We start from the raw sequence: 21,163 nt of genomic DNA on the forward strand, positions 1-21,163 counted from the left end.
AGCAGGACGGTACTTGTGAAACACCGAAATTATACTGCTTCAAAAAAGTTGGAAAGAGAACTTTACATTTTTGAAACATTTTATTAAGATATTTCATCAGTTTAAAATATATTTGTTACTAACAACTCACATCGTTTGCACGAAATACCAAATAATTCATCATAACGAGTGCAAAAATAGGATTTTTTAAAAAAATTATGTCGAAAAAAGTTAAGTATTATTACGACACCGAAAGTCTGGCGTACAGAAAAATAAAGCCTAAAAAAGGGCGTAATTTAGGTTATGGCGTTTTATTTGTATTAGCCTCGATACTTTTTGGATTTTTATTTTTCTTTTTGATATCGGATTTAGGCTATTTCAGTACCCCAAAAGACAAGATGCAAGCCCGAGAATTGGAAAATTTGAAACTGAATTATACAATTTTGAATAAAAAAATTGACCAATTGAATGAGGTTTTAGCCAATATTGAAGAGCGTGATAACAATATTTACAAAGTTTACTTTAACACGGCTAGTGCTGGTGAAACGGAAGAGGAAAAGAAAATTGTGAGCAAAACACGTTTTAAAAACCTGTTGGCAATGAATAACGAACAGTTGATTTCGAGTACTGATGGACGCGTTTTGGAATTAGCAAAAGGGTTGGCGGAACAGTCTAAATCGTTAGACAAAATTCTTTCCTTAGCGAAATCTAAAGATAAATTTTTGAGTTCGATTCCTGCTATTCAACCTGTGAAGAACGAACAGTTGAAACGTATGGCATCCGGTTTTGGTTACCGAAGCGACCCGTTTACCAAAGCGCGTAAAATGCACAAAGGGATGGATTTTACCGCTCCTACAGGTACGCCTGTGTATGCAACGGGCGATGGGGTGGTACGTAGAGCTGATGCGGGAGCTTCAGGCTTTGGTAATCATATTGTGGTGAGTCATGGTTTTGGGTACGAGACCTTGTATGCGCACTTGAGTCGTTATAATTGTCGTCCTGGAAAACGTGTGAAGCGTGGTGACATTATTGGTTTTGTAGGAAGTACAGGACGTAGTCAAGCCCCTCACTTACATTATGAAGTACATAAAGGGGGGAAGGAAATTAATCCTATCAACTTTTACTACGGAAATATTTCGGCGGTGGAATACACAGCAATTGCTAAAATGGCAACGCAAGAGAATCAGTCGTTTGACTAAAAATTTGTTTCAAGTTTAAGGTTTCAAGTTCCATGTTCGGGAACTTGAAGCCTTAAACCTTAAACCTTAAACAAAGTAAAAATGCAAATTAATCTTCCTGAAAATAAACGCTATTATACCATGGGTGAAGTGGCAACGGCTTTTGGGGTCAATCAGTCGCTGATTCGGTTCTGGGATAAGGAATTTACGGTATTAAAGCCTAAAAAAAATGCCAAAGGCAACCGTATGTTTACGCCCGAAGATGTGAAAAATTTGCAGTTGATTTATCATTTGGTTAAGGAACGTGGATTTACTTTAGAGGGCGCTAAAATACATTTGAAAGAAGGCGTACAACCTTCGCTGGATAAATTAGCTGTTATTACCAAATTGGAGAGTATTAAGGAGCAGTTGGTACGGATTAAGGAGGGGTTGTAAAGATACAAAATTCAATAAGTCTATCTTTTTCAATACAACCTTCCAAAACACTAACCTCAACGCTTATCAATTCTTAACAAAATATTATTTGTAACAAAAATTCCGCTCCTGCGACTAATAAGCAAAACAAAAAACATGAAGAAAGCTTATTATTTGTACTTAGCAGGAGGTATTTTAATTTTAGCAAGTTTTATCAAAAAAATGTCTGGAATGCCAACGCATTTTGAGATATTTAATTTCGAAACTAATGTTTATCTTTACACTGCTTGGAAGGTTTTTCTTTCTGGATATTTATTTTATCAATTTTATATTAAACTAAAACAAGATTCTACAAATTAAATTTTTGACAACTATGAGAAAATTTTTGCCTTGGATTATTATTGCAGTAGTAGTATTTATTGGCTACTCTTATTTTAAAGGAATTAATAACACCGCAGTTACTTTAGACCAAAATGTAAAAGAGGCTTGGGGGAATGTACAAACGTCTTACCAAAGAAGAAATGACTTAATTGGAAACTTAGTAAATACCGTAAAAGGAGCGGCCGATTTTGAAAAAGGAACATTAACAGCTGTAATTGAAGCCCGTGCTAAAGCAACTCAGGTTACTGTTGACCCAACAAACATTACACCAGAGCAATTAACACAGTTTAACCAAGCACAAAGTGGGGTTTCTTCTGCCTTATCTCGTTTATTAGTTACTGTGGAGCAATATCCTCAGTTGAAGGCTAATGAAAACTTCTTGAAATTACAGGACGAATTGACAAGTACTGAAAACACTATCCAAACAGCAAGAACACGCTTTAACGAGGCTATCAAACCTTACAACAATCACGTAAGTGTATTTCCTAACAGTTTATTTGCTGGATGGTTTGGATTTAAAGAAAAACCATATTTTGATGCTGAACCACAAGCACAAAATGCTCCAAAAGTGGAATTTAACTTTGACAACGCAAGCGAGAAAAAATAATGTCAACGGTAGAAGATTTTTTATCTAAAGCAGATGAAGAAGCTATTGTGGATGCTATTCGCATAGCCGAATCACAGACTTCAGGGGAAATCCGTGTGCATATTGAAAAAAACACTTCCTTACCCGCCCTTGAACGCGCTAAGGAGGTGTTTCATTTCCTAAAAATGGATTTGACCGAATTGCATAACGGAGTCCTAATATACGTAGCGGTGGAAGCCAAAACCTTTGCCATTTACGGTGACAAAGGCATCAATAAGCTTGTCCCTACAGATTTCTGGGATTGTACCCGTGATGCCATTCAAAAAAACTTTAAGGAAGGTCATTTCCGAGAAGGGCTTATTGCCGGTATTTTGAATGCTGGTAAGCAATTACAGCAACATTTTCCTTGGGACCATAGCAACAAAAACGAATTACCTGACACTATTTCGAAAGGATAACATGAGAACCACCCTAATACAAATGGCAAATTTGAAAAAAGTCACATACCTTTTATTTGCTTTCCTTTATTTCACCCATTTAACTTTTGGACAGTTTGACATTCCGACAAAACCTGAATTTCAAACCAGCGTGTACGATTATGCTAAGGTATTGTCTGACGGCGAAAAAAGTCAATTAGAAGATAAATTGGTTAAATATTCCGATTCAACAACCACGCAAATTGTATTTATTTCTATTGAAAGTTTAAAGGGTGAAAACATAGGTTTGTTAGCTCCTAGATGGGCACATACTTGGGGGATTGGACAAGCCAAGGAAGACAATGGGGTTATCATGCTTTTAGCAAAAAAGGAACGCAAAATATGGATTTCACCTGGTTATGGCGTTGAGGACCGTTTAACAGCTGGGATTACAGGTGATATTATAAGAAATTTCATTGTTCCAGAATTCAAAACTGGCAATTACTACGCAGGTCTTGACCAAGGTGCCGAAGCTATTTTTAAAGCATTAAAAGGGAAATACAAAGGAGAACGCAAAAAGAAAGGGCAAGAACCTGATTTGGGTGGTATTTTATTTTTTGTTTTTCTAGTTATACTTATCCTTATCATCGTTTCTAAAAACAAAGGCAATCGCAATAACCGTGGTGGTTTTGGCGGAGGTTTAGATTTGGGCGACATTATTATCTTGAGCCGTATGGGACGTGGTGGAAGTAGCTGGTCTTCTGGCGGTGGCGATTCTGGAGGCTTTGGCGGCGGTTTTGGTGGCGGAGGCTTCTCCGGCGGTGGTGCTGGAGGGGATTGGTAGTAGTTAGTGGTCAGTATTCAGTGAGCAGTATTCAGTTTGTTTTTGTTACTAAAAAAATTTACTACGACACTTATAGAATAAACACTACATAAAGCATAGAGTTCATAAAAAAAGCCCTTAAAATGTCATTTAGGGGCTTTTTTCTTATAACCAACCTTTTTTGTTCATCTGATAGGTTTGAAAAAAATCTTCATCGGTTTTAGTTAAATAAACGATACCTTCTATAAAACCTATAAGACCTCCTAGACCACAGAAAATGTTCAAAATAATTTGAAGAATTCCTTCTTTAGTATAGCCTAATACAAATTTGTGAATCCCTAAGCTTCCAAATAAAATCCCCATTACGCCACAAATTACTTTCTTGTTTTCCTGTACAGGTCTGCCGTAGTTAGGTGTGTTCCAATCTTCTCTTGGTTTCTTTGTTTCCATGAATTGTTGTTTTTTTAGTATTGTCACTTGGTGGGTTCCCAAAGTTCAATTTTATTGCCTTCGGGGTCTAAAATCCACCCAAATTTTCCATACTCATAAGTCTGCATTTCCCCTACAATTGTTACACCTTCTGAGGCTAAAATTTTTAACAGTTCTTCTAAGTTCTCCACTCGGTAGTTGAACATAAAGGGTTTTTCACTGGGGGCAAAGTACGATGTATCCTCTTTAAAGGTACTCCATTGGGTCATTCCGTCGTTGCCTTCTTCGTCTTTCCATTGAAAAGTAGCGCCATACTCATTAACGGGCAAGCCTAAATGCTTACCGTACCATGCGTTCATGGCTACAGGGTCTTTTGTTTTAAAAAACAATCCCCCAATACCTGTTACTCGTTTCATATTTTCTAATTTGTTTGGTGATGTTCGTATAAATGATGTGCTTTTTTATAGGTAAATGTCGTTGCAATAACCAGCAAACAACCTTGAATAGTGAACCCTGTCATGGCGTCAATTTCTCTGGAAATATAAGTGCATCCTAAGCCAAAAATAGCTAAACCAATGCCCAAAACGAGTACTTGTAAGCGTGCTTTATGACTGCCAATCAAAATATGCTGTGCCAATAGCAACAACCATATCCCCGAAACTAACATCATTACTGAAGAATACAACCATATCATCCGCATACCATTAGCGGCGGGCGCTTGAATTTCTCCTTTTTCAATATGTTCCATGACCGCTTGCATGCCTAAAAAAGCATGTGGAAAAAAGCTAAGGCACAATAACAGGCCTACAGCCAAAACGATGTAATAACTAACCTTGTTCATATAATGCAATTATTTTATCAACGATAGTTTGTGCCAATCCTACTTTACTTTCAAAAGTCCAACCAGCAATATGAGGGGTTAATAAAACATTTGGGGCATGTAATAGGTATTCGAAAGCTTCGGGTTTTTCCCCTTCAAAAAGTGTTTCAAAAGAGAGTTTTTCATATTCCAACACATCTAACCCAGCGCCTAAAATTTTTCCACTTTTCAAACCAGCCACTAGGTCGACGGTAACCACACTATTTCCGCGTGCGGTATTAATAAACCAAAATGGCTTAGAAAGCTCCTTGATAAAATCAGTGTTTATCATTTTATCGGTTTCAGGTGTCCAAGGGGTGTGCAGGCTGACTACATCTACTTTATCTTGAAATTCTTGTAATGTAACTTGGCGTGCATTGGCATCACCTACGTTGGGAGCGATATCATAACAAAGGACTTCTACTTCAAAGCCTCTGAGTTTTTTGGCAAAGGATTTTCCCATGTTGCCATAACCAATGATGCCTACAGTTTTACCATCTAATTCATACCCGCGATTTGCTTCACGGTTCCATTGACCAGATTTGACTTCGTTATTGGCTTTGTTTAGATTGTTAAATAAAGATAAAAGCATTCCTAAGGCATGTTCGCCCACAGCATTTCGATTGCCTTCTGGGGCGGCAATTAAATGAATGCCTTTGGTTATGGCATAATCACAATCGATACTTTCCAAACCTGCACCTACGCGCGCTATAAATTGTAGGTTTGTAGCTTTATCTAAAAAAATTCTATCGATTTTAAAACGGCTTCGAATAACTATACCGTGATATTCGGAAATTTTAGCTTCTATTGCTTCTTTGGTTGAAGTAAAATCATCGTAGTTTTGAAAACCAGCTGTTTCCAGTTGATTTCTTAACAAAGGGTGATTACTATCTAAATGTAGTATTTTTATATCTTGAGGTTTCAAATGTAGATCAATTATATCCAAATTTACGAACTTGAAATATTAAAATAACAACAGACTCACTTTTTTTTTCACTGTTCCAGTACCGTTTTCAAACACTATTTTCGAGCTTCGTTATAATTCCGCATTTTTATCAATAAACTAACAAATTAAACTTCCCAAAATGAAGATCATTTTGTATATGCAGATATTGTTTTACAATGACTATAAGCCTAGTTTTATCTTAAAAATCCGTTCATTATTGTAAATCCATTTTAACCCTAATCGAATACGAGACACTGAAATAAAACAGAGACTATAAAGGAGATTCATTTGTCAATGAGGAATTGCCTACTTCATATAGTTGTTTGAGCCAATTATGTATGTTGATTCCCTCATATGAATAAGACTATTTACATTCTAAAATAGCTTTATCATTCTGATTTATCAAAAAAAGAGTCTGTTTAAAAGCAAACTATAAATAATAAGAAGTAAATAATTCAGAAAGCTTGTAGCATTATTTTTCGTAACTTTATAAGAAAACCAACTAAACTATGTTACAAAAAAGTATTGAAGACGCTTTAAACAAGCAAATCCGTATCGAAGCCGAATCCTCACAAGTTTATTTGTCAATGGCATGTTGGGCAGAAATTCACGGTTTTGAAGGCATTGCCCGTTTTATGTATTTACAGTCCGATGAAGAACGTATGCACATGCTCAAATTGGTCAAATATGTCAACGAAAGAGGAGGCCATGCTTTGATAACCGATTTGAAAATGCCTCAAACAACTTTCGATACCTTTCAGCAAATGTTTGAAGCCTTGTATAAACATGAATTATTTGTTTCGCATTCCATCAACGAATTAGTGCATTTAACCTTTGAGGGGCGCGATTATGCCACCCACAATTTCTTGCAATGGTATGTAGCCGAACAAATAGAAGAAGAAGCCCAGGCTAAGAGCATCCTAGACAAAATCAACATGATAGGTGACGATAAAGGCGGTTTGTATCTTTTTGATAGGGATATTTTGCAGATTACCAATAAAAATAACACTTCCGGTAATCCCTAACGGTTTTGAGCAACAAGGAAAAACATAAAAGCAAAGACAAGCACGAAAAAGAGCCTAAAAAATTACACAAAAAAGCAGAAAAGTGTAAGTCAAAATGTTGTGAAAAATACAAGAAAAAAGAATCCAAACGTTGCAAAAAATGCCCTATGTTTGATTTAATTGAAAAATATAAGACTCCTTCAATTTGAGGGAGTTTTTTGTTTAGAAGTTCTTGAAAAGATGGATTTCCATATTCACTTTTAAAACTGTACTTTTGAATATCTTTTGAACCCACTCCATTTTTAGCGGGTTCGCTCATAAAATTTGCACTATGATGAAACCCAAAATAATCGCTTTTGATGCGGATGATACGCTTTGGCATAACGAACCCTATTTTGATGAAGCCCAAGAAAAATTTTGCGCGCTATTTGATAATTATGCTTCGCATCAAGTCATTTTGCAAATGATTTTAAATCATCAAGTAAAAAATTTACCGCTATACGGTTTTGGCATCAAAGCTTTTACCTTGTCTATGGTTGAAACAGCTTTGGAATTGACTCAGAATCAAATCTCAGGAAACGCTATTGAGAAGATATTGAAAATTGGAAAAGAATTACTAGAAAAACCTGTTGAATTACTCCCTAATGTCGAAGCCGTTTTGCAGGAATTAAAAGGCAAATACCGCTTAATTGTAGCCACAAAAGGCGACTTGAAAGACCAACACCGAAAACTTCACGATTCTGGTTTAGGACATTATTTCCATCATATTGAAGTCATGAGCGATAAAACAGAGGTGGATTATTCAAAAATGTTGGGACGATTAGACATCCCTCCAAGTGATTTTATGATGATTGGCAATTCTTTAAAATCGGATGTTTTACCAGTGTTGAACATTGGCGGTTGGGGCGTGCACATTCCGTATCATACTACTTGGGCATACGAGCGTATTGATTTTGAAATTGAACATGAAAATTTTAAAGCCGTTGCTACTATTAAAGAAGTTTTAAATATTTTGTAGTGTCCTTATTTTTTTAGAAATTTACATAAAAACAACAGTAGATGAACTCTTTAGAAATCTTAAAAAATAATCTAATCGATAAGATTTTAGCGACTCAAAATGAAGAGTTGTTAGCCTCTATTTTTGGGATTTTCGAATCGTCTGTGGTTGAAGGAAAAATTGCACTCACTTCAGAACAAATCGAAATGCTCACCATGAGCGAAAATGACATCCAAAATAACAAAATTGTTGACGAAGAACAACTCGAAAAAAGAGATGTTAGATGGCGCAGTTGAAAGTATATTGGACTGAAACAGCTATTTCTCAGCGTGATTATGTTTTAGAATATTGGGTAGAACGAAATAAGAACACCTCTTATTCAAAAAGTTTATACAAACGTATTTCGGAAAGAGTTACCATTTTGAAAAAGCAACCTTTTATTGGAAAACCAAGTAACTTTAAGGATACACGTGTCATTTCTTTAGGACATTACAGTATTTTTTATAAGCCAACCGAAACTAAAATCATTATTACAGCTTTTTGGGATAATAGACAGGAACCAGAAAAATTATTAAACTTTTTAAACAAAACAAGTGGTAAGTAAAACCAAAATAGATTTACAAAAATGGAACAGAAAAGAACATTTTGAGTTCTTTAGTCAAATGGAGGAACCCTTTTACGGAATAAGCCTTTCCATTGATTGTACGAAAGCCTATCAAACGGCTAAAGCCATACAAATTCCTTTTTTTACTTATTATTTGCATAAAACATTACTTGCGGTCAATGCGGTTGAAAATTTCAGATTGCGCATCATAGACAAAGAAGTATACCTTTTTGACCGTATAGATGCTTCAGTAACGGTATTGCGAGAAGATAAAACGTTTGGGTTTTCGTTTATGCCTTTGCAGGAAGAAATCCAAGCATTTCAGGAGGTTGTTACTCAAGAAATTCAACGGGTACAAAACACCAAAGGACTTTTTACCCGAGACTTTCCTCTTGTTAATCTAATTCATTTTTCAGCTATTCCTTGGATAGATTTCACCTCATTATCCCACGCCAGAGGCTTTGCTTATGAAGACAGTTGCCCTAAAATTTCTTTCGGGAAACTTACACAAGAAAATGGAAAATACAATATTCCAATGTCCATCCACGTACATCATGGATTAATAGATGGGTATCATCTGGGGCTTTTTGTAGAGGAATTTCAGCGATTGATGGATGCGTAATTTCTCATTATAAGTTATTTATGTTCACGATTGCCTATCATCCCATTTACAAACATCCTTTGCCTGAGGGTCATCGATTTCCAATGCAGAAATACGAACTATTACCACAACAATTACTCCATGAAGGCACAGCCACTGCTTGCATGTTCTTTGAGCCTGAAATAGTGGACTTAGCGCATGTAACCACTGTACATCAACAAGAATATGTGACAGATTTGACCCAATTAACTTTAGATGCTCGAGCAGCTCGAAAAATTGGTTTTCCACTAACAGAAGCATTAGTAGAGAGAGAACTGCGATTGACAGAAGGGACTATTACTGCAAGTTTGAACGCTTTGAAAGATGGCATTGCTTTTAATATTGCGGGAGGTACTCACCATGCTTATAGTAACCGTGGGGAAGCTTTTTGTTTGTTAAACGACCAAGCTGTAGCGGCACAATATTTATTAAATCATAACTTGGCTAAGAAGATTTTAATGGTGGATTTAGATGTGCATCAAGGCAATGGAACGGCCGAAATTTTTCAAAAGAATTCTAACGTATTTACTTTTTCAATGCATGGGCAAAGTAACTACCCTTTTAAAAAAGAAGTTTCCGATTTAGACATTGCGCTTGCCGATGGAACTACCGATTCAGATTATTTGAGCATTTTAGAACGAACCTTACCCATGTTAATCGAAACTCAAAAACCTGATTTTATTTTTTATCTGAGTGGTGTAGATATTTTAGCCACCGACAAGTTGGGCAAATTAGGCTGTACATTAGCGGGGTGTAAACAACGTGATGCGCTAGTATTTTCGTTGAGCAAGCGTTACGAAATACCCGTGCAATGCAGTATGGGCGGTGGATATTCGCCCGAAATCAAAACCATTATTGAGGCACATGCGAATACCTATCGAACCGCTAAAGATATTTATTAATACTTACGTTAATTTACTATTAAATAAAGTTTTTAAAAATTATATTCTTTGTAACTTTGTACCACAATAACTTTTTAACTAAAAGAATATGTATCCAGAAGAAATGGTAAAACCAATGCGTGAAGAATTAACAAGCAATGGTTTTCAAAATTTATATACAGCAGAAGAAGTAAAAAATGCATTAGCACAAGGCGGAACAGCTTTAGTAGTTGTGAATTCAGTGTGTGGTTGTGCGGCTCGTAATGCGCGTCCAGGTGCGGTGATGAGTTTGTCAGGCGATAAAAAACCAAGTCAATTGATTACTGTTTTTGCTGGTGTAGATAAAGAAGCAGTTGATGCGGCTCGTGAGCAAATGTTCCCATTCCCACCGTCTTCGCCAGCTATGGCATTATTTAAAGATGGAGAATTAGTACACATGCTAGAACGCCATCACATTGAAGGTCGTCCAGCTGAAATTATTGCTGAAAATTTAAGAGACGCCTACAACGAGTTCTGCTAAATACAAAACGTTATTTTTATATAAATGTCATCTAGATGGTTAAGAGCTAGATGACATTTATTATTTTTGCCCAAAACGAAAACTATGCAAAAAATAATTTCATACCCTTTATCATTCGTATTTGCCTTATTGTATTTCTTTTGGTTAATTGTATTTCATCCAATTCAATGGGTTTGTTATACTTTTTTTGGCTATAACGCTCACCGTTGGAGTGTGGCTATATTAAATTGGTTTTTGATACGCAGTACACATGTATTAGGTACTACCTATAACATTAAAGGGTTCGAAAATATTCCAGCCAATAAACCTTTGATAATCGTAGCCAATCATCAAAGTTTATACGAAATACCTGCATTTATTTGGTTTTTACGCAAATGTCATCCCAAGTTTATTAGTAAAATTGAATTAGGAAAAGGGATTCCAAGTGTTTCCTTTAATTTAAAATATGGAGGTTCTGCATTAATTGACCGTAAAGACCCTAAACAAGCTTTACCGGAAATTCAAAGAGTGGGAAAATTTATCAACGACAATAATTATTCGGTTGTCATTTTCCCAGAAGGAACTCGCAGTAAAGATGGAAAGCCTAAGGCGTTTTCAGTAAATGGATTAAAAATGTTGTATCGCTATGCGCCTGATGCGTACTTTTTGCCTGTATCTATCAATAATTCTTGGAAAATGAACCGTTATGGGAAATTTCCCTTAGGATTAGGTACTAAAATTGAACATACCATTCATCCGCCTTTAAAAATATCGGATTATACGTTTGATGAAATTTTTGAAAAAACAGAAACCATCATCAAACAACATATAAAACACTAAATATCTATTATGAATAAATTACACAATATGCGTTTGGAAGTAATGCAGTTTCTAGAAAAGAGCTTAGATTCTTTTGTAGATAATTATTTGCTTCCCGTAGAAAAAATGTGGCAACCAAGCGATTTGTTGCCCAATTCAGAAAGCGAAAATTTCATGGAAGAAGTCAAAGAATTACGTGAAATAGCTAAGGATTTACCCTACGATTTCTGGGTAGTATTGGTTGGGGACACCATTACAGAAGAAGCCTTACCAACTTACGAATCTTGGTTAATGGATGTGGATGGTGTACGTCAAAAAGGACAAGAAGGCGAAAACGGTTGGGCAAAATGGATTCGTCAGTGGACAGGTGAAGAGAACCGTCATGGCGACTTGTTGAATAAGTATTTGTACCTTTCAGGACGTGTGAATATGCGTGAAGTAGAAATCACAACGCAACATTTGATTAACGATGGTTTTGACCCAGGTACGGATAGAGACCCGTATAAAAACTTTGTTTTTACGAGTTTTCAAGAATTAGCTACTTATGTATCACACATGCGTGTATCAAAGTTAGCCAAACAGTATGGAGACAAAAAATTAGCGAAGCTGTGTAACATGATTGCAGGAGATGAAATGCGTCACCATTTAGCTTATAGCGAATTTGTGAACCGAATTTTCCAAGTGGACCCAAGTGAAATGATGCTTTCTTTTCAGTATATGATGAAGCAAAAAATCACCATGCCAGCTAATTTAATTCGTGAATCAGGGGATGCTATTGGTACCGCTTTTGAGAAATTCTCCGAGTCAGCACAACGTATCGGGGTGTATACCGCTTTAGATTATGTAGATATTCTTCAGAAATTGATTGACAAGTGGGAAATTGAAAAGGTAACAAACTTATCAGACGAAGCTGAAAAAGCGCGTGATTATTTAATAAAATTACCTGCTCGCATGACCCGTTTAGCAGAACGCATGGTTACTCCAGCGGAAGAAAAATTATTCAAGTGGGTACAACCTGCTTTAGTGGTTTAAATAAAAAAAAGAGGCTTTAATGATCTGAAAGCCTCTTTTTTTATCAATCTATAATTTTGTTCCCAAATCAAATATTATAGTTCATCCAAAAAATATCTTTGAATTTATATTCTGAGAATCTTTATAAAACACATATTACTCTTTAATAATCTTTTTCACTAAAATGCCTTTTTCCGTTTTTAATTCGATAAAATAAATTCCCGGTGTAAAAGTAGTTAAATCAATAGAAGAGGTAGCCTCAAAAGTCGTGTCTACCAATTTACGACCATTAACATCAATTACACTATAACTATTTAAAACCAATCCGTTCGAATTCACTATATTCAAAACATTCGTTACAGGAACAGGATAAACCGCAAGTTGACGTTCTAATTCAAAATCTTCTACAGCTAAATTCTGTGCAATTTTGCGCATCTTATGATTTTGACTATCGGCAATATACAATGTATTTTGCGCATCTAAAACTATCCCATTAGGATAAAACAAACGTGCTGCACTACCTGTACCATCAACATTTCCTGAAGTTCCATTTCCTACTAAAGTAGTAACATTTCCGTTAGTATCAATTTTACGAATACTGTGATTTGAAGTATCAGAAACATAAACATTACCTGCTGCATCCACATTCACTCCTTGAGGGTAATTAAATTTTGCAGTAAGTGCAGGTCCATCTGCGTAACCTGACACTCCACTTCCAGCAATGGTAGTTACTTGACCATTAGCAGAAATTTTTCTAATTTTATGATTCAATCTATCTGCTACATAAAAATTATTATTCCCATCAGTAACTATTCCTTGCAAATTATAGAAAGAAGCAGCTAACAAAGCACCATCAGTACTCCCAGAAGAAATAGAACCTGCATAGGTAGTTACTACTCCTGCAGGAGTAATTTTTCGAATTCTATTTTGGTCGCATACATACAAGTTGTCGTTCGCATCAATAGTAAGACCATTAAGGCTTTTAAATTGAGCACCTTGCCCTGTACCATCAGAATACCCTTGCGTACTTGCAGAACCTGCAAAACTTGAAAGTGTTCCAGTTGTACTATATTTATATATATTATAATCCAACTGACAAATAATAAAATAATTCCCAGCTGAGTCTTTCACAACATATTGAGGTCTAGAAAACTGAGCAAAAATAGGAGTAGTAACATCACCAGTAGTGGTTACTTTACGGACAGAACCATTCCCAAAATCAGCAACTAAAATATCTCCTTGAGCGTCTTTTGAAATCCCTAATGGAAAGTTAAACTGAGCAATGGTTCCAGAACCATTCATTGTACCAGAAACTCCACTTCCTGCCAAAGTCGAACAGGTTTGTGCCTGATTTCTTTCAGAAATCATCATTGCAATTAAAGAGAGGAATAGCGTAATTTTTCTCATAGTCATTTTTTTTTTAAGTTTGTCAAAATTTTTCAGAATTAAACTTGGCAAACTTAATTGTAAAAAAAACACCACGCATCACCCAAAACGGGTGAGAACAAACCGTTAGACGCTGCAAATATTTTAACTTTAGTCTATTATCTATATTCTGTTTCACACTAAAAACAAACAACTTACAACCGACAAAAAGTTGATAAACAACGACTATTCCATCAAAAACACAGTAAATTCAGTTTCCTTTCATTCCGATACTGAAGTTCAATATCCGCTTTTTAAAATAAATGAAACTACTAATAATTTGATTCAACTAATGGAGCAAAATGACGCTCTTCTTTTTCAAACTCGGCACGCACCCCCGATAATAAATTTTGTTGTGATAAAAAATCAGATTTTTCCTCTAATGCCAGTAAGGAAGCATGAACTATAGCAGAAACAATTTGAGCTCCAGTCATTTCATAAGTATTAGCCATTTGCTGTAGTAAATTTTCATTCACTGCCATAGTTTTAGGAATTGCTTTTTTCCAAAGTAGCATTCGTTCCTCCACTGTTGGTTTCGAAAATTTGATAATAGCATTAAATCTTCTTAAAAAAGCATCATCAATATTGTTTTTAAAGTTAGTTGTTAGAATCACTAAGCCTTGAAAACTCTCAATCCGTTGCAATAAATAACTTACTTCTTGATTAGCATAACGGTCGTTGGATGATTTTGTACTGGTTCTTTTCCCAAATAATGCATCAGCTTCATCAAAAAGCAAAATCCAATTTTTATTCTCCGCTAAATTGAAAATTTTTTCTAGATTTTGTTCGGTTTCCCCTATATATTTGGAAACCACTTGAGACAAATCGACCCGATATACCGCGCGCTGAAACTCTTTACCCAGTAAAGTTGCCGTAAGCGTTTTCCCAGTTCCTGAAGGACCATGAAATAGCGCACGATACCCTGGCAGCATGTGTTTTTTCATTTCCCAATCCTCTATCAAAGCTTTATGATGCTTTATCCATAATTTGATTTGATTGATTTGATTTTGCACACTTACATTAATGACTAAATCATTCCAAGTCATCAACGTACTCACCTCTTTCGCAGGAAAATTCACCCCAAACTTTGGCTTTACTTGCTCTCCGTAACAAAGTAAATGGACTATTTCCTTGGGCATAATTAATTTTCCGCTGGTTAAAGGCAAACCTTCTTTTACTTCTTCTAACAACAATACATTATTCTGGTAAAACCAATGCTCAGGCGTAAAAAATTGTTGCAAATGTAGGCGGTAGTTAAGGTCATCTTTTGCCAAGACGTACAATGCTGTTTCTGCTGTGGGTAACATTCCTCTGTGGTTTCCTTCGCGCAAACCTCCTAGTTCTGGAAATTCGCCACCTTCAGGAAAAACTTCTTTCATGATAGCATCAAAAAAAGAAGGTTGCACATGAGGTACTAAAGCCAAAGCCAAAAAAAACGCTTCTTCGTGTGTCGTAGCATGTTGCAAGACTTCTGAAAAAGTCCCTTGAAATTGAATATCATTTTTATCTTCTGACCTCAACTGAGCGATGATATAGTTTTTTAGGTTGTCAAAAAGCATAGTTTTTTTTATTTAATTCTCCCAATCACTCTCTAAAATATTCATTTCACAATTAAATTGCTTTAAAATTTCTAAAAACTTTTCAGTGATTATAGGCACATCGGGGTCTTCTAAATAAAAAATATCTTCTCCCGTCCAACTATCAAAATATACTTTGCGAGTTGGAACCGCATCTGTATTAAAAGGCACAGAAATAGAAACTATTCCAGCATTAGTAATTTTCCATTTAGTTTTGTCACAATTTCCACAAGGAATACGTTCCCACCAAACTTCAGGTCCTTTACAACGACTAGTTATTTGCAATTGCCAATACTGAGGCAAATTATCTTGATTAACATTACTCGAATAAAAATACTCACTTTTGGTGACTTCAATTTTTTCGAAGGCACAGCCTTTTATAGCATGATTCGTTAAAGCAACTTTTAATTGGTCGCTCACCAAAAATAAATTTCCCGATTGGATTAAATCTTCAGCATTCCAACTATCTAAATACAAGTGAACATTTTTATATTGAAAAGGCAATTCAACTATAGCACATTGTGCGCATATTTTGTTTTCGATGGTCTCAGTCTCGGGTCCTAACATACCAATAACCGAAGCGCTATGTAGCACATAAATTTTTTGTTTTTCCATAAATTAAAATCGTTGACCAAAAGCTATCGCATCATTAATAGCTTGTTGCATATTATGATTTTGTCTCCAAAGGTTACTTTCTGTTTCCATTAGTGCACGCAACGCATCATCTGCTAAATGACTATTTTGTTCAGCAATACGCAACATAGCTCTAATATATTCATCTGTATACAATTCAAAATGTCGCAAAGCTTGAAACAATTGCCGTTCCGTCATCGTTCCAGCCGCTATCATTGTATGCATTACAGTATAGAAACGGTTCCAAATCACCCTAATTTGAGAAAGATGAACCACACTATTTACAACTCCTCTTGGAATAGCCCGTAAGTTTGCTGCCGAATGTAAAAATAAATCATCTACATGACTTATAAAATTACGTGTTTGTTGTTCTACCAAATGGTGAATGACATAATTGGAAGCGCCTCCTTCTGGCAAACCATGAAAAATTTCAAAAATTCTTCTATAATCTCTTGGTGATGCAGCTCCTAAGGATGCCACGCGCATACGAGTACCTCCAGCAGAGACAATATCATCCCCTACACTTCTTCCTGCAACCGCTAAATCATCTACTTCAGACAATTGTCCTTGTAAAGGTCCTTCCATAATAATAACCCACGGATTAAGGTAACCTTCAAGAACAAACCATCGATTTCTTATTCGTAATCGGAATCTTCTAAAACGAATACGGGTCAATAATCGTTCACCAAATTCTTCCAAAGACCGTAATCCTTGTCCCATTCTACCTCGTATTCCTCTAAGCATCAACCTACCACGAGTAATAACCGCTCCCACTGTTCGCATAACATAACGCCCTCCTGCGCTTAGTGTCCGTACAAATGCCGCCCCCACTCTACCCGTACTTCCTATTAAACGACCTGCCCCACCTATAACTCTTGCGGCGGTTCTTCCCACAGCACCTACACCATTGCGTAAGGTTTTCCAAAAGGCTGAACTTCCTAGTAAGGCAAAAATAGCCTCAACTGCAGCCACAGCAAAAGCTCTAGCTAATGACCTACTCGCTCCTGGAATATCCCCAGAAATAGACTTATAGACATATTCTCCAAGATAATACGAAGCACGTACTACCGCTACTCCAATCATAATTGGGGTCAATACACTCAAAATAGCTGGAATAGCTTCTAACACAGCTCCCCCCGAAAGAACAATTGCTAAAACCACGACTATAATTGTACCTATAATAGTAGGAATCAACCAATGTCTATTACAGTTCCACCAATGTCCCATCCCGTTATACATTTGATTCAAAGTATAACGAGCCCTTTGCGCTGGGGTAAGCGGACCAAAACGTGCCGCTTCTGGAAAAGCACTAGCAGCATCGGCTGAACCACCGCCTTCACTTGCATTTGCCGTTGTACAAGGCTGTGTAGCCATTTGTTGAGTACTTTGGTCAATCATTTGTTGCAAGCGTAGTTCTGTTTCTTCCTCTGGACTTAACCTTCTGGATTCCCCATCCGTTGGAGAAGTCGTTGCTTCCGACTCTGTAGTAGAACCGCCACTTTCAGCAGTTGCGTTTCCTTCGCCCTCCATACCTGTAGGAAGCATTTCTCCCAAAATACCATGCACCGTTCTGGAACTATCCGTAGAATTTCCAAATTCTACAGCCCCCTCAGCTCCTGTACGACTGAGTATATTTTGCTCTAATTCAGGTGACGGAGCAAAAGTTCCAACTGCATCGACGCCTATATGTTCATTTGAGTATTGTGTTTGTGAAAACAATGCCGCATCTTCCGGACTTACATGCTCCGAAATACCAGAACTTTCAAGACGACTCACCAAAGAAGGTTCTTCCATAGTTGTACGCTCAAAAGGCAAAGGCGTATTCAAATTCACACCAATTAACTCTTCTTGCATTTGACCACCAAACTCGGCAGGTGCCCCTGAGGCCGCTGCAATTTGGTTGCTTAATAAAGTCAAATCCATTTCAGAAACCATTACTGCCACACGATTCACCGCAGCTGTTTTTACCTCATCTGGCGCCTCTAATTTTTCCTGCAAGAATGTAATAATGGTAGTTTTCACTCGAGGCCAAGTTTCTCCGAACATCGCAAAATTTGGCATAGCTCGTAATACCCCTATCATTACTCGCAATACAAAATTGATAATTGGCGGTTTAAAACAATCTGGTAAAATACGCCAATACCAAGCCATTAACACTATAGGTATCAACCAAGGATTAGTGGATAAAATAATTAATTTGGCTACTAAAGAAACAATGGGTCTGATAAGCGTCCATACACGTTGTGCGATGTTGGCTATAAACTGTCCTATTCTTCGGCATTGTGTAACTACCCAAGTAGCAGCATCCTGAATGGCATTAGCTACGGTTTGCACTATTCCTCTCAAAAACACGAAAATCGAAGACGAAGTCACGGCATTAACTAAAGAGGTAAATGCGGCCTGCAATCGTTGAAACATTCCTGAAATCCAACTCAATGCACTGTTGACTAAACTGCGCAATTGCTCGATGCCATTTTGAATAGGAGTTAATATATTTTGTTGTAAATAAGTTCGAAAACGTACCATTACTTCACTATTCCAATTGGTGCGAACCCATTGAACGGCTCTGTAAATTCCGTACACCGCAGCACCTAAAGCAACAAAAGGTCCAAGTGGCGAAAGCATAATCAAGATTCCACCGATAATCATCAAAGGTGTTTTGATAGGTTCGATGGCACTTTTTATCCACTCCCAAGCTTGTGTTGCTTTTTCTACGAGCCAATCCCAAACCGAAGAAGCACCTTCCCAAGCAATGTTAAACATACGACGTAACCAATTCCAAGCTGCTGCAATAGCATTTCGAATCGGTTCTATTAAATCCCAAAGCCATTGGGCTTTTTCTACTATCCAATTCCAAGCATCGCTCGCAAAATGACGAATCGCACTCATGGCAGGTTGGGCGTAATCATTCCAAATCCCACTAAAAAAACCACTTACCCGATTAAATACCGAACGCAATCGGGCTAAGGCACCACCACTCAAGGTTCTGATAAAGTTAAACACCTTTTCCGCAAGTTGCGCAAAACTCCTACATGCATCGGCAATCGTACCTTGCACCGTTTCTAGTATCGCATCTACAAACTCTCGGATAATGCCTGAAAGCCCTTCTTCTTGCAAGCGTGAGAATAAACCACCGGTCAAACGGTCTAATCCTTCTGCAATCATATCACGGATAGGTTCCCAAATACTTGAACGCAAAAAGTCAATCAATCCAGGGGCAATTTCATTGATAATATCTACCGCTCGGTCTTCTACCCATTCAATAACTCTACCTCCAAAACGGATAACCGCTCCACCAGTATAATCCCAAGCAGTAGAAGCTGCATCAGCAATTCCATTCCCTACACGGCTCCAAAATCCTCTTTGTATTTTAGGTTGTGTTGTTTTTTGCAAAGGGAGTCTTTTTACTTGGCTTCCCCCTTGTTGAATGGTATGTGTCAACTCATGGGCTAACAAATGTTTCCCGACAGAAGAATCAGGATTATATTGACCTTGATTAAAATAAATATCATTCCCTACTGTAAAAGCTTTGGCATTTAACTCTTGACTCATCTGCACAGCAGTACTATTGGTATGGATTCTTACCGAGGAAAAATCGACCCCAAATCGAGATTCCATAAAACTTCTCGTTTGGGTATCCATATTTTGCCCACCGCCTTTTGAACTATAAATACTACTTTCAATATGTGTGGGCGCCACTGCACTTGCGACATCCGTTAAAGCCGACTTTTGAATATAATTAGAAATGGAATGTACTAAAGGTTTTCTGCGAATACGCTCTTCTTCTTCCTGACAATGCGCACATTTGGTTTGAATTAAAGCTCCTGTATGTTTATACGAGGTATGATATTCAGCTCCCGATTGCATTACCTTATCTGCCATGGCATCCGCTTCTGCTTCAAAAACATCATGCACCGCACCAATCTCCATCTTTTTTTGGATGACTGGTGCTGGTGTAAAAAAAGGGGTATTGTTCGTTTTAACAATAGCACTTTTAGAATTTGTTTCTTTGATGTTTTGCGTTTGTTGCATTGGCAATTAAATCCTTTTAATTTTAAAACTCTACTGTGAAATAGTATAGGTGGAATTCAAACCTAAATGCGACCTTGAATAAATTTTTATATAGTACTTATCACCTGGAGTAACACTTGCTATAGCAAAAGTGAGTGTATCAGGAATGTTTCCACCTAATCGTTTAGCACCGATACGAGTGTCACTCAACATACCACATTTATAAACTTGAACACTAAAATCTTCTGGACCTGTGTTTCCAGGGTCTTCACAATAATCTACCGAGACCGAAACATTAAGTGCAGCACTCGTTGCGGGTATAAATGTTTCCGAATAACAAGTATGCACAAAACAATCTCTACAAGAGCCTGAAACGGGCATTGGTGTAGTTGAGCTACAATTAGGGTCACTTAATTTCTGAATTTTACGTTCAACTTTTCCACTTTGCTGTATGGTATGAGTTAATTCGTGAGCCAATAAATGTTTTCCAACATCCGTAGTAGGACTGTACTTTCCTTGATTAAAATAAATATCATTCCCAACGGTGAAAGCTTGTGCATTGAGTTCACGGCTCATTTGAATGGCTTCACTTCCTGTATGAATTCGGACATCAGAAAAATCGGTTCCAAATCGAGATTCCATAAAGTTGCGAGTCCCGCTATCCATCAAACTTCCGCCACCACGGGAGTTATTTATCTTGCTTTCTACGTGAGGTGAAGCTGTACTCGCATCAGCTGTGGCTAAACTGTGACGTTGGATTAATGGCGTAATATGTTCGGCTAAAGGTTTTCTTCGTACTTTTTCCTCTTCCTCACATGCGGCACATTTACGCTGTACAGCAGTTTGTCCTGAGCTTATCGAAGCGCTATCTGAACTATTCATTTGCATCACTTTATCAGCCACGCTATCAGCCTCTGTTTCATAACTATCATTAGAGGCTCCTACTGCTAATTTTGTTTGTACAACGGGCTTAAACAAATGTGTTGTAGTTGAACTTGCCCCAAAAGTTTCTGAATATCGTCTTCTAGATTCCATAAGACCTATTTTTTAG

24 protein-coding genes are annotated in these 21,163 nt (G+C 37.0%); 15 read left to right on the forward strand and 9 right to left on the reverse strand.

The features are described from left to right. Nucleotides 1–197: 197 nt before the first annotated feature. From ACQY29_RS03575 to ACQY29_RS03600, 6 genes are all read left to right on the forward strand, one after another. Nucleotides 198–1,178 (forward strand): M23 family metallopeptidase, encoded by a 981-nt coding sequence (locus ACQY29_RS03575; RefSeq protein ID WP_428223876.1) that lies wholly within the window; start codon nucleotides 198–200, stop codon nucleotides 1,176–1,178. 81 nt (nucleotides 1,179–1,259) lie between these two features. Continuing rightward, on the forward strand, nucleotides 1,260–1,592 hold the full coding sequence (locus tag ACQY29_RS03580) for a MerR family transcriptional regulator (protein WP_428223877.1): 333 nt from the start codon (nucleotides 1,260–1,262) through the stop codon (nucleotides 1,590–1,592). A 135-nt stretch (nucleotides 1,593–1,727) separates the two neighbouring features. Beyond that, nucleotides 1,728–1,931, forward strand: coding sequence for a hypothetical protein (locus tag ACQY29_RS03585; RefSeq protein ID WP_428223878.1), 204 nt, complete (start codon nucleotides 1,728–1,730; stop codon nucleotides 1,929–1,931). Nucleotides 1,932–1,944: 13 nt separating this feature from the next. Beyond that, complete coding sequence (locus ACQY29_RS03590) at nucleotides 1,945–2,559, forward strand: LemA family protein (RefSeq protein WP_428223879.1); 615 nt, start codon at nucleotides 1,945–1,947, stop codon at nucleotides 2,557–2,559. Further along, entirely contained in the window at nucleotides 2,559–2,996 is a 438-nt protein-coding gene (locus ACQY29_RS03595) for a TPM domain-containing protein (protein ID WP_428223880.1), read from the forward strand. Before ACQY29_RS03590 ends, ACQY29_RS03595 begins: the two co-directional genes overlap by 1 nt. 22 nt (nucleotides 2,997–3,018) lie before the next feature. Next, nucleotides 3,019–3,798 (forward strand): TPM domain-containing protein, encoded by a 780-nt coding sequence (locus ACQY29_RS03600; RefSeq protein ID WP_428223881.1) that lies wholly within the window; start codon nucleotides 3,019–3,021, stop codon nucleotides 3,796–3,798. Nucleotides 3,799–3,942: 144 nt separating this feature from the next. On the opposite strand, the gene ACQY29_RS03605 is transcribed toward ACQY29_RS03600, so the two are convergent. From ACQY29_RS03605 to ACQY29_RS03620, 4 genes are read right to left on the reverse strand one after another with little or no spacing between them, the layout of a single operon-like run. After that, nucleotides 3,943–4,227: a TM2 domain-containing protein gene (locus tag ACQY29_RS03605; RefSeq protein ID WP_428223882.1), complete on the reverse strand. Its 285-nt coding sequence runs from the start codon at nucleotides 4,225–4,227 to the stop codon at nucleotides 3,943–3,945. A 23-nt stretch (nucleotides 4,228–4,250) separates the two neighbouring features. Further along, nucleotides 4,251–4,622, reverse strand: coding sequence for a VOC family protein (locus ACQY29_RS03610; protein ID WP_428223883.1), 372 nt, complete (start codon nucleotides 4,620–4,622; stop codon nucleotides 4,251–4,253). A 5-nt stretch (nucleotides 4,623–4,627) separates the two neighbouring features. Then, a complete protein-coding gene (locus ACQY29_RS03615) occupies nucleotides 4,628–5,047 on the reverse strand; it encodes a hypothetical protein (protein WP_428223884.1) in 420 nt (139 codons plus the stop codon). After that, complete coding sequence (locus ACQY29_RS03620; RefSeq protein WP_428225866.1) at nucleotides 5,034–5,990, reverse strand: 2-hydroxyacid dehydrogenase; 957 nt, start codon at nucleotides 5,988–5,990, stop codon at nucleotides 5,034–5,036. The genes ACQY29_RS03615 and ACQY29_RS03620 overlap by 14 nt, the downstream gene beginning before the upstream one ends. A gap of 530 nt (nucleotides 5,991–6,520) precedes the next feature. Here ACQY29_RS03620 and ACQY29_RS03625 point away from each other — a divergent pair. From ACQY29_RS03625 to ACQY29_RS03665, 9 genes are all read left to right on the forward strand, one after another. Continuing rightward, nucleotides 6,521–7,036, forward strand: coding sequence for a ferritin (locus ACQY29_RS03625; protein ID WP_428223885.1), 516 nt, complete (start codon nucleotides 6,521–6,523; stop codon nucleotides 7,034–7,036). A 310-nt stretch (nucleotides 7,037–7,346) separates the two neighbouring features. Continuing rightward, nucleotides 7,347–8,033, forward strand: a complete 687-nt coding sequence (locus ACQY29_RS03630; RefSeq protein ID WP_428223886.1) for an HAD family hydrolase — start codon at nucleotides 7,347–7,349, stop codon at nucleotides 8,031–8,033. A gap of 41 nt (nucleotides 8,034–8,074) precedes the next feature. Further along, on the forward strand, nucleotides 8,075–8,308 hold the full coding sequence (locus tag ACQY29_RS03635) for a hypothetical protein (RefSeq protein WP_428223887.1): 234 nt from the start codon (nucleotides 8,075–8,077) through the stop codon (nucleotides 8,306–8,308). Then, entirely contained in the window at nucleotides 8,296–8,616 is a 321-nt protein-coding gene (locus ACQY29_RS03640) for a type II toxin-antitoxin system RelE/ParE family toxin (RefSeq protein WP_428223888.1), read from the forward strand. Before ACQY29_RS03635 ends, ACQY29_RS03640 begins: the two co-directional genes overlap by 13 nt. Next, on the forward strand, nucleotides 8,606–9,238 hold the full coding sequence (locus tag ACQY29_RS03645; RefSeq protein ID WP_428223889.1) for a CatA-like O-acetyltransferase: 633 nt from the start codon (nucleotides 8,606–8,608) through the stop codon (nucleotides 9,236–9,238). The genes ACQY29_RS03640 and ACQY29_RS03645 overlap by 11 nt, the downstream gene beginning before the upstream one ends. A gap of 20 nt (nucleotides 9,239–9,258) precedes the next feature. Continuing rightward, nucleotides 9,259–10,158, forward strand: a complete 900-nt coding sequence (locus ACQY29_RS03650; protein ID WP_428223890.1) for a histone deacetylase family protein — start codon at nucleotides 9,259–9,261, stop codon at nucleotides 10,156–10,158. Between the two features lie 88 nt (nucleotides 10,159–10,246). Then, nucleotides 10,247–10,657: a BrxA/BrxB family bacilliredoxin gene (locus ACQY29_RS03655; protein WP_428223891.1), complete on the forward strand. Its 411-nt coding sequence runs from the start codon at nucleotides 10,247–10,249 to the stop codon at nucleotides 10,655–10,657. 84 nt (nucleotides 10,658–10,741) lie between these two features. Then, complete coding sequence (locus ACQY29_RS03660) at nucleotides 10,742–11,476, forward strand: lysophospholipid acyltransferase family protein (protein ID WP_428223892.1); 735 nt, start codon at nucleotides 10,742–10,744, stop codon at nucleotides 11,474–11,476. A 9-nt stretch (nucleotides 11,477–11,485) separates the two neighbouring features. Then, nucleotides 11,486–12,487, forward strand: coding sequence for an acyl-ACP desaturase (locus ACQY29_RS03665; RefSeq protein WP_428223893.1), 1,002 nt, complete (start codon nucleotides 11,486–11,488; stop codon nucleotides 12,485–12,487). Between the two features lie 135 nt (nucleotides 12,488–12,622). Here the strand turns inward: ACQY29_RS03665 and ACQY29_RS03670 are convergent, their stop codons facing one another. From ACQY29_RS03670 to ACQY29_RS03690, 5 genes are all read right to left on the reverse strand, one after another. Further along, entirely contained in the window at nucleotides 12,623–13,873 is a 1,251-nt protein-coding gene (locus ACQY29_RS03670) for a T9SS type A sorting domain-containing protein (RefSeq protein WP_428223894.1), read from the reverse strand. A gap of 290 nt (nucleotides 13,874–14,163) precedes the next feature. Continuing rightward, nucleotides 14,164–15,450: an ATP-binding protein gene (locus ACQY29_RS03675; protein WP_428223895.1), complete on the reverse strand. Its 1,287-nt coding sequence runs from the start codon at nucleotides 15,448–15,450 to the stop codon at nucleotides 14,164–14,166. A gap of 12 nt (nucleotides 15,451–15,462) precedes the next feature. Next, complete coding sequence (locus tag ACQY29_RS03680) at nucleotides 15,463–16,083, reverse strand: hypothetical protein (RefSeq protein ID WP_428223896.1); 621 nt, start codon at nucleotides 16,081–16,083, stop codon at nucleotides 15,463–15,465. A 3-nt stretch (nucleotides 16,084–16,086) separates the two neighbouring features. After that, nucleotides 16,087–20,133: an eCIS core domain-containing protein gene (locus ACQY29_RS03685; RefSeq protein ID WP_428223897.1), complete on the reverse strand. Its 4,047-nt coding sequence runs from the start codon at nucleotides 20,131–20,133 to the stop codon at nucleotides 16,087–16,089. A 30-nt stretch (nucleotides 20,134–20,163) separates the two neighbouring features. Continuing rightward, entirely contained in the window at nucleotides 20,164–21,147 is a 984-nt protein-coding gene (locus ACQY29_RS03690) for a DUF4157 domain-containing protein (protein ID WP_428223898.1), read from the reverse strand. Between the last annotated feature and the right edge of the window lie 16 nt (nucleotides 21,148–21,163).

The sequence above is a fragment of the Flavobacterium sp. genome (genome assembly GCF_965262375.1).
In the GTDB taxonomy this organism is placed as follows: domain Bacteria; phylum Bacteroidota; class Bacteroidia; order Flavobacteriales; family Flavobacteriaceae; genus Flavobacterium.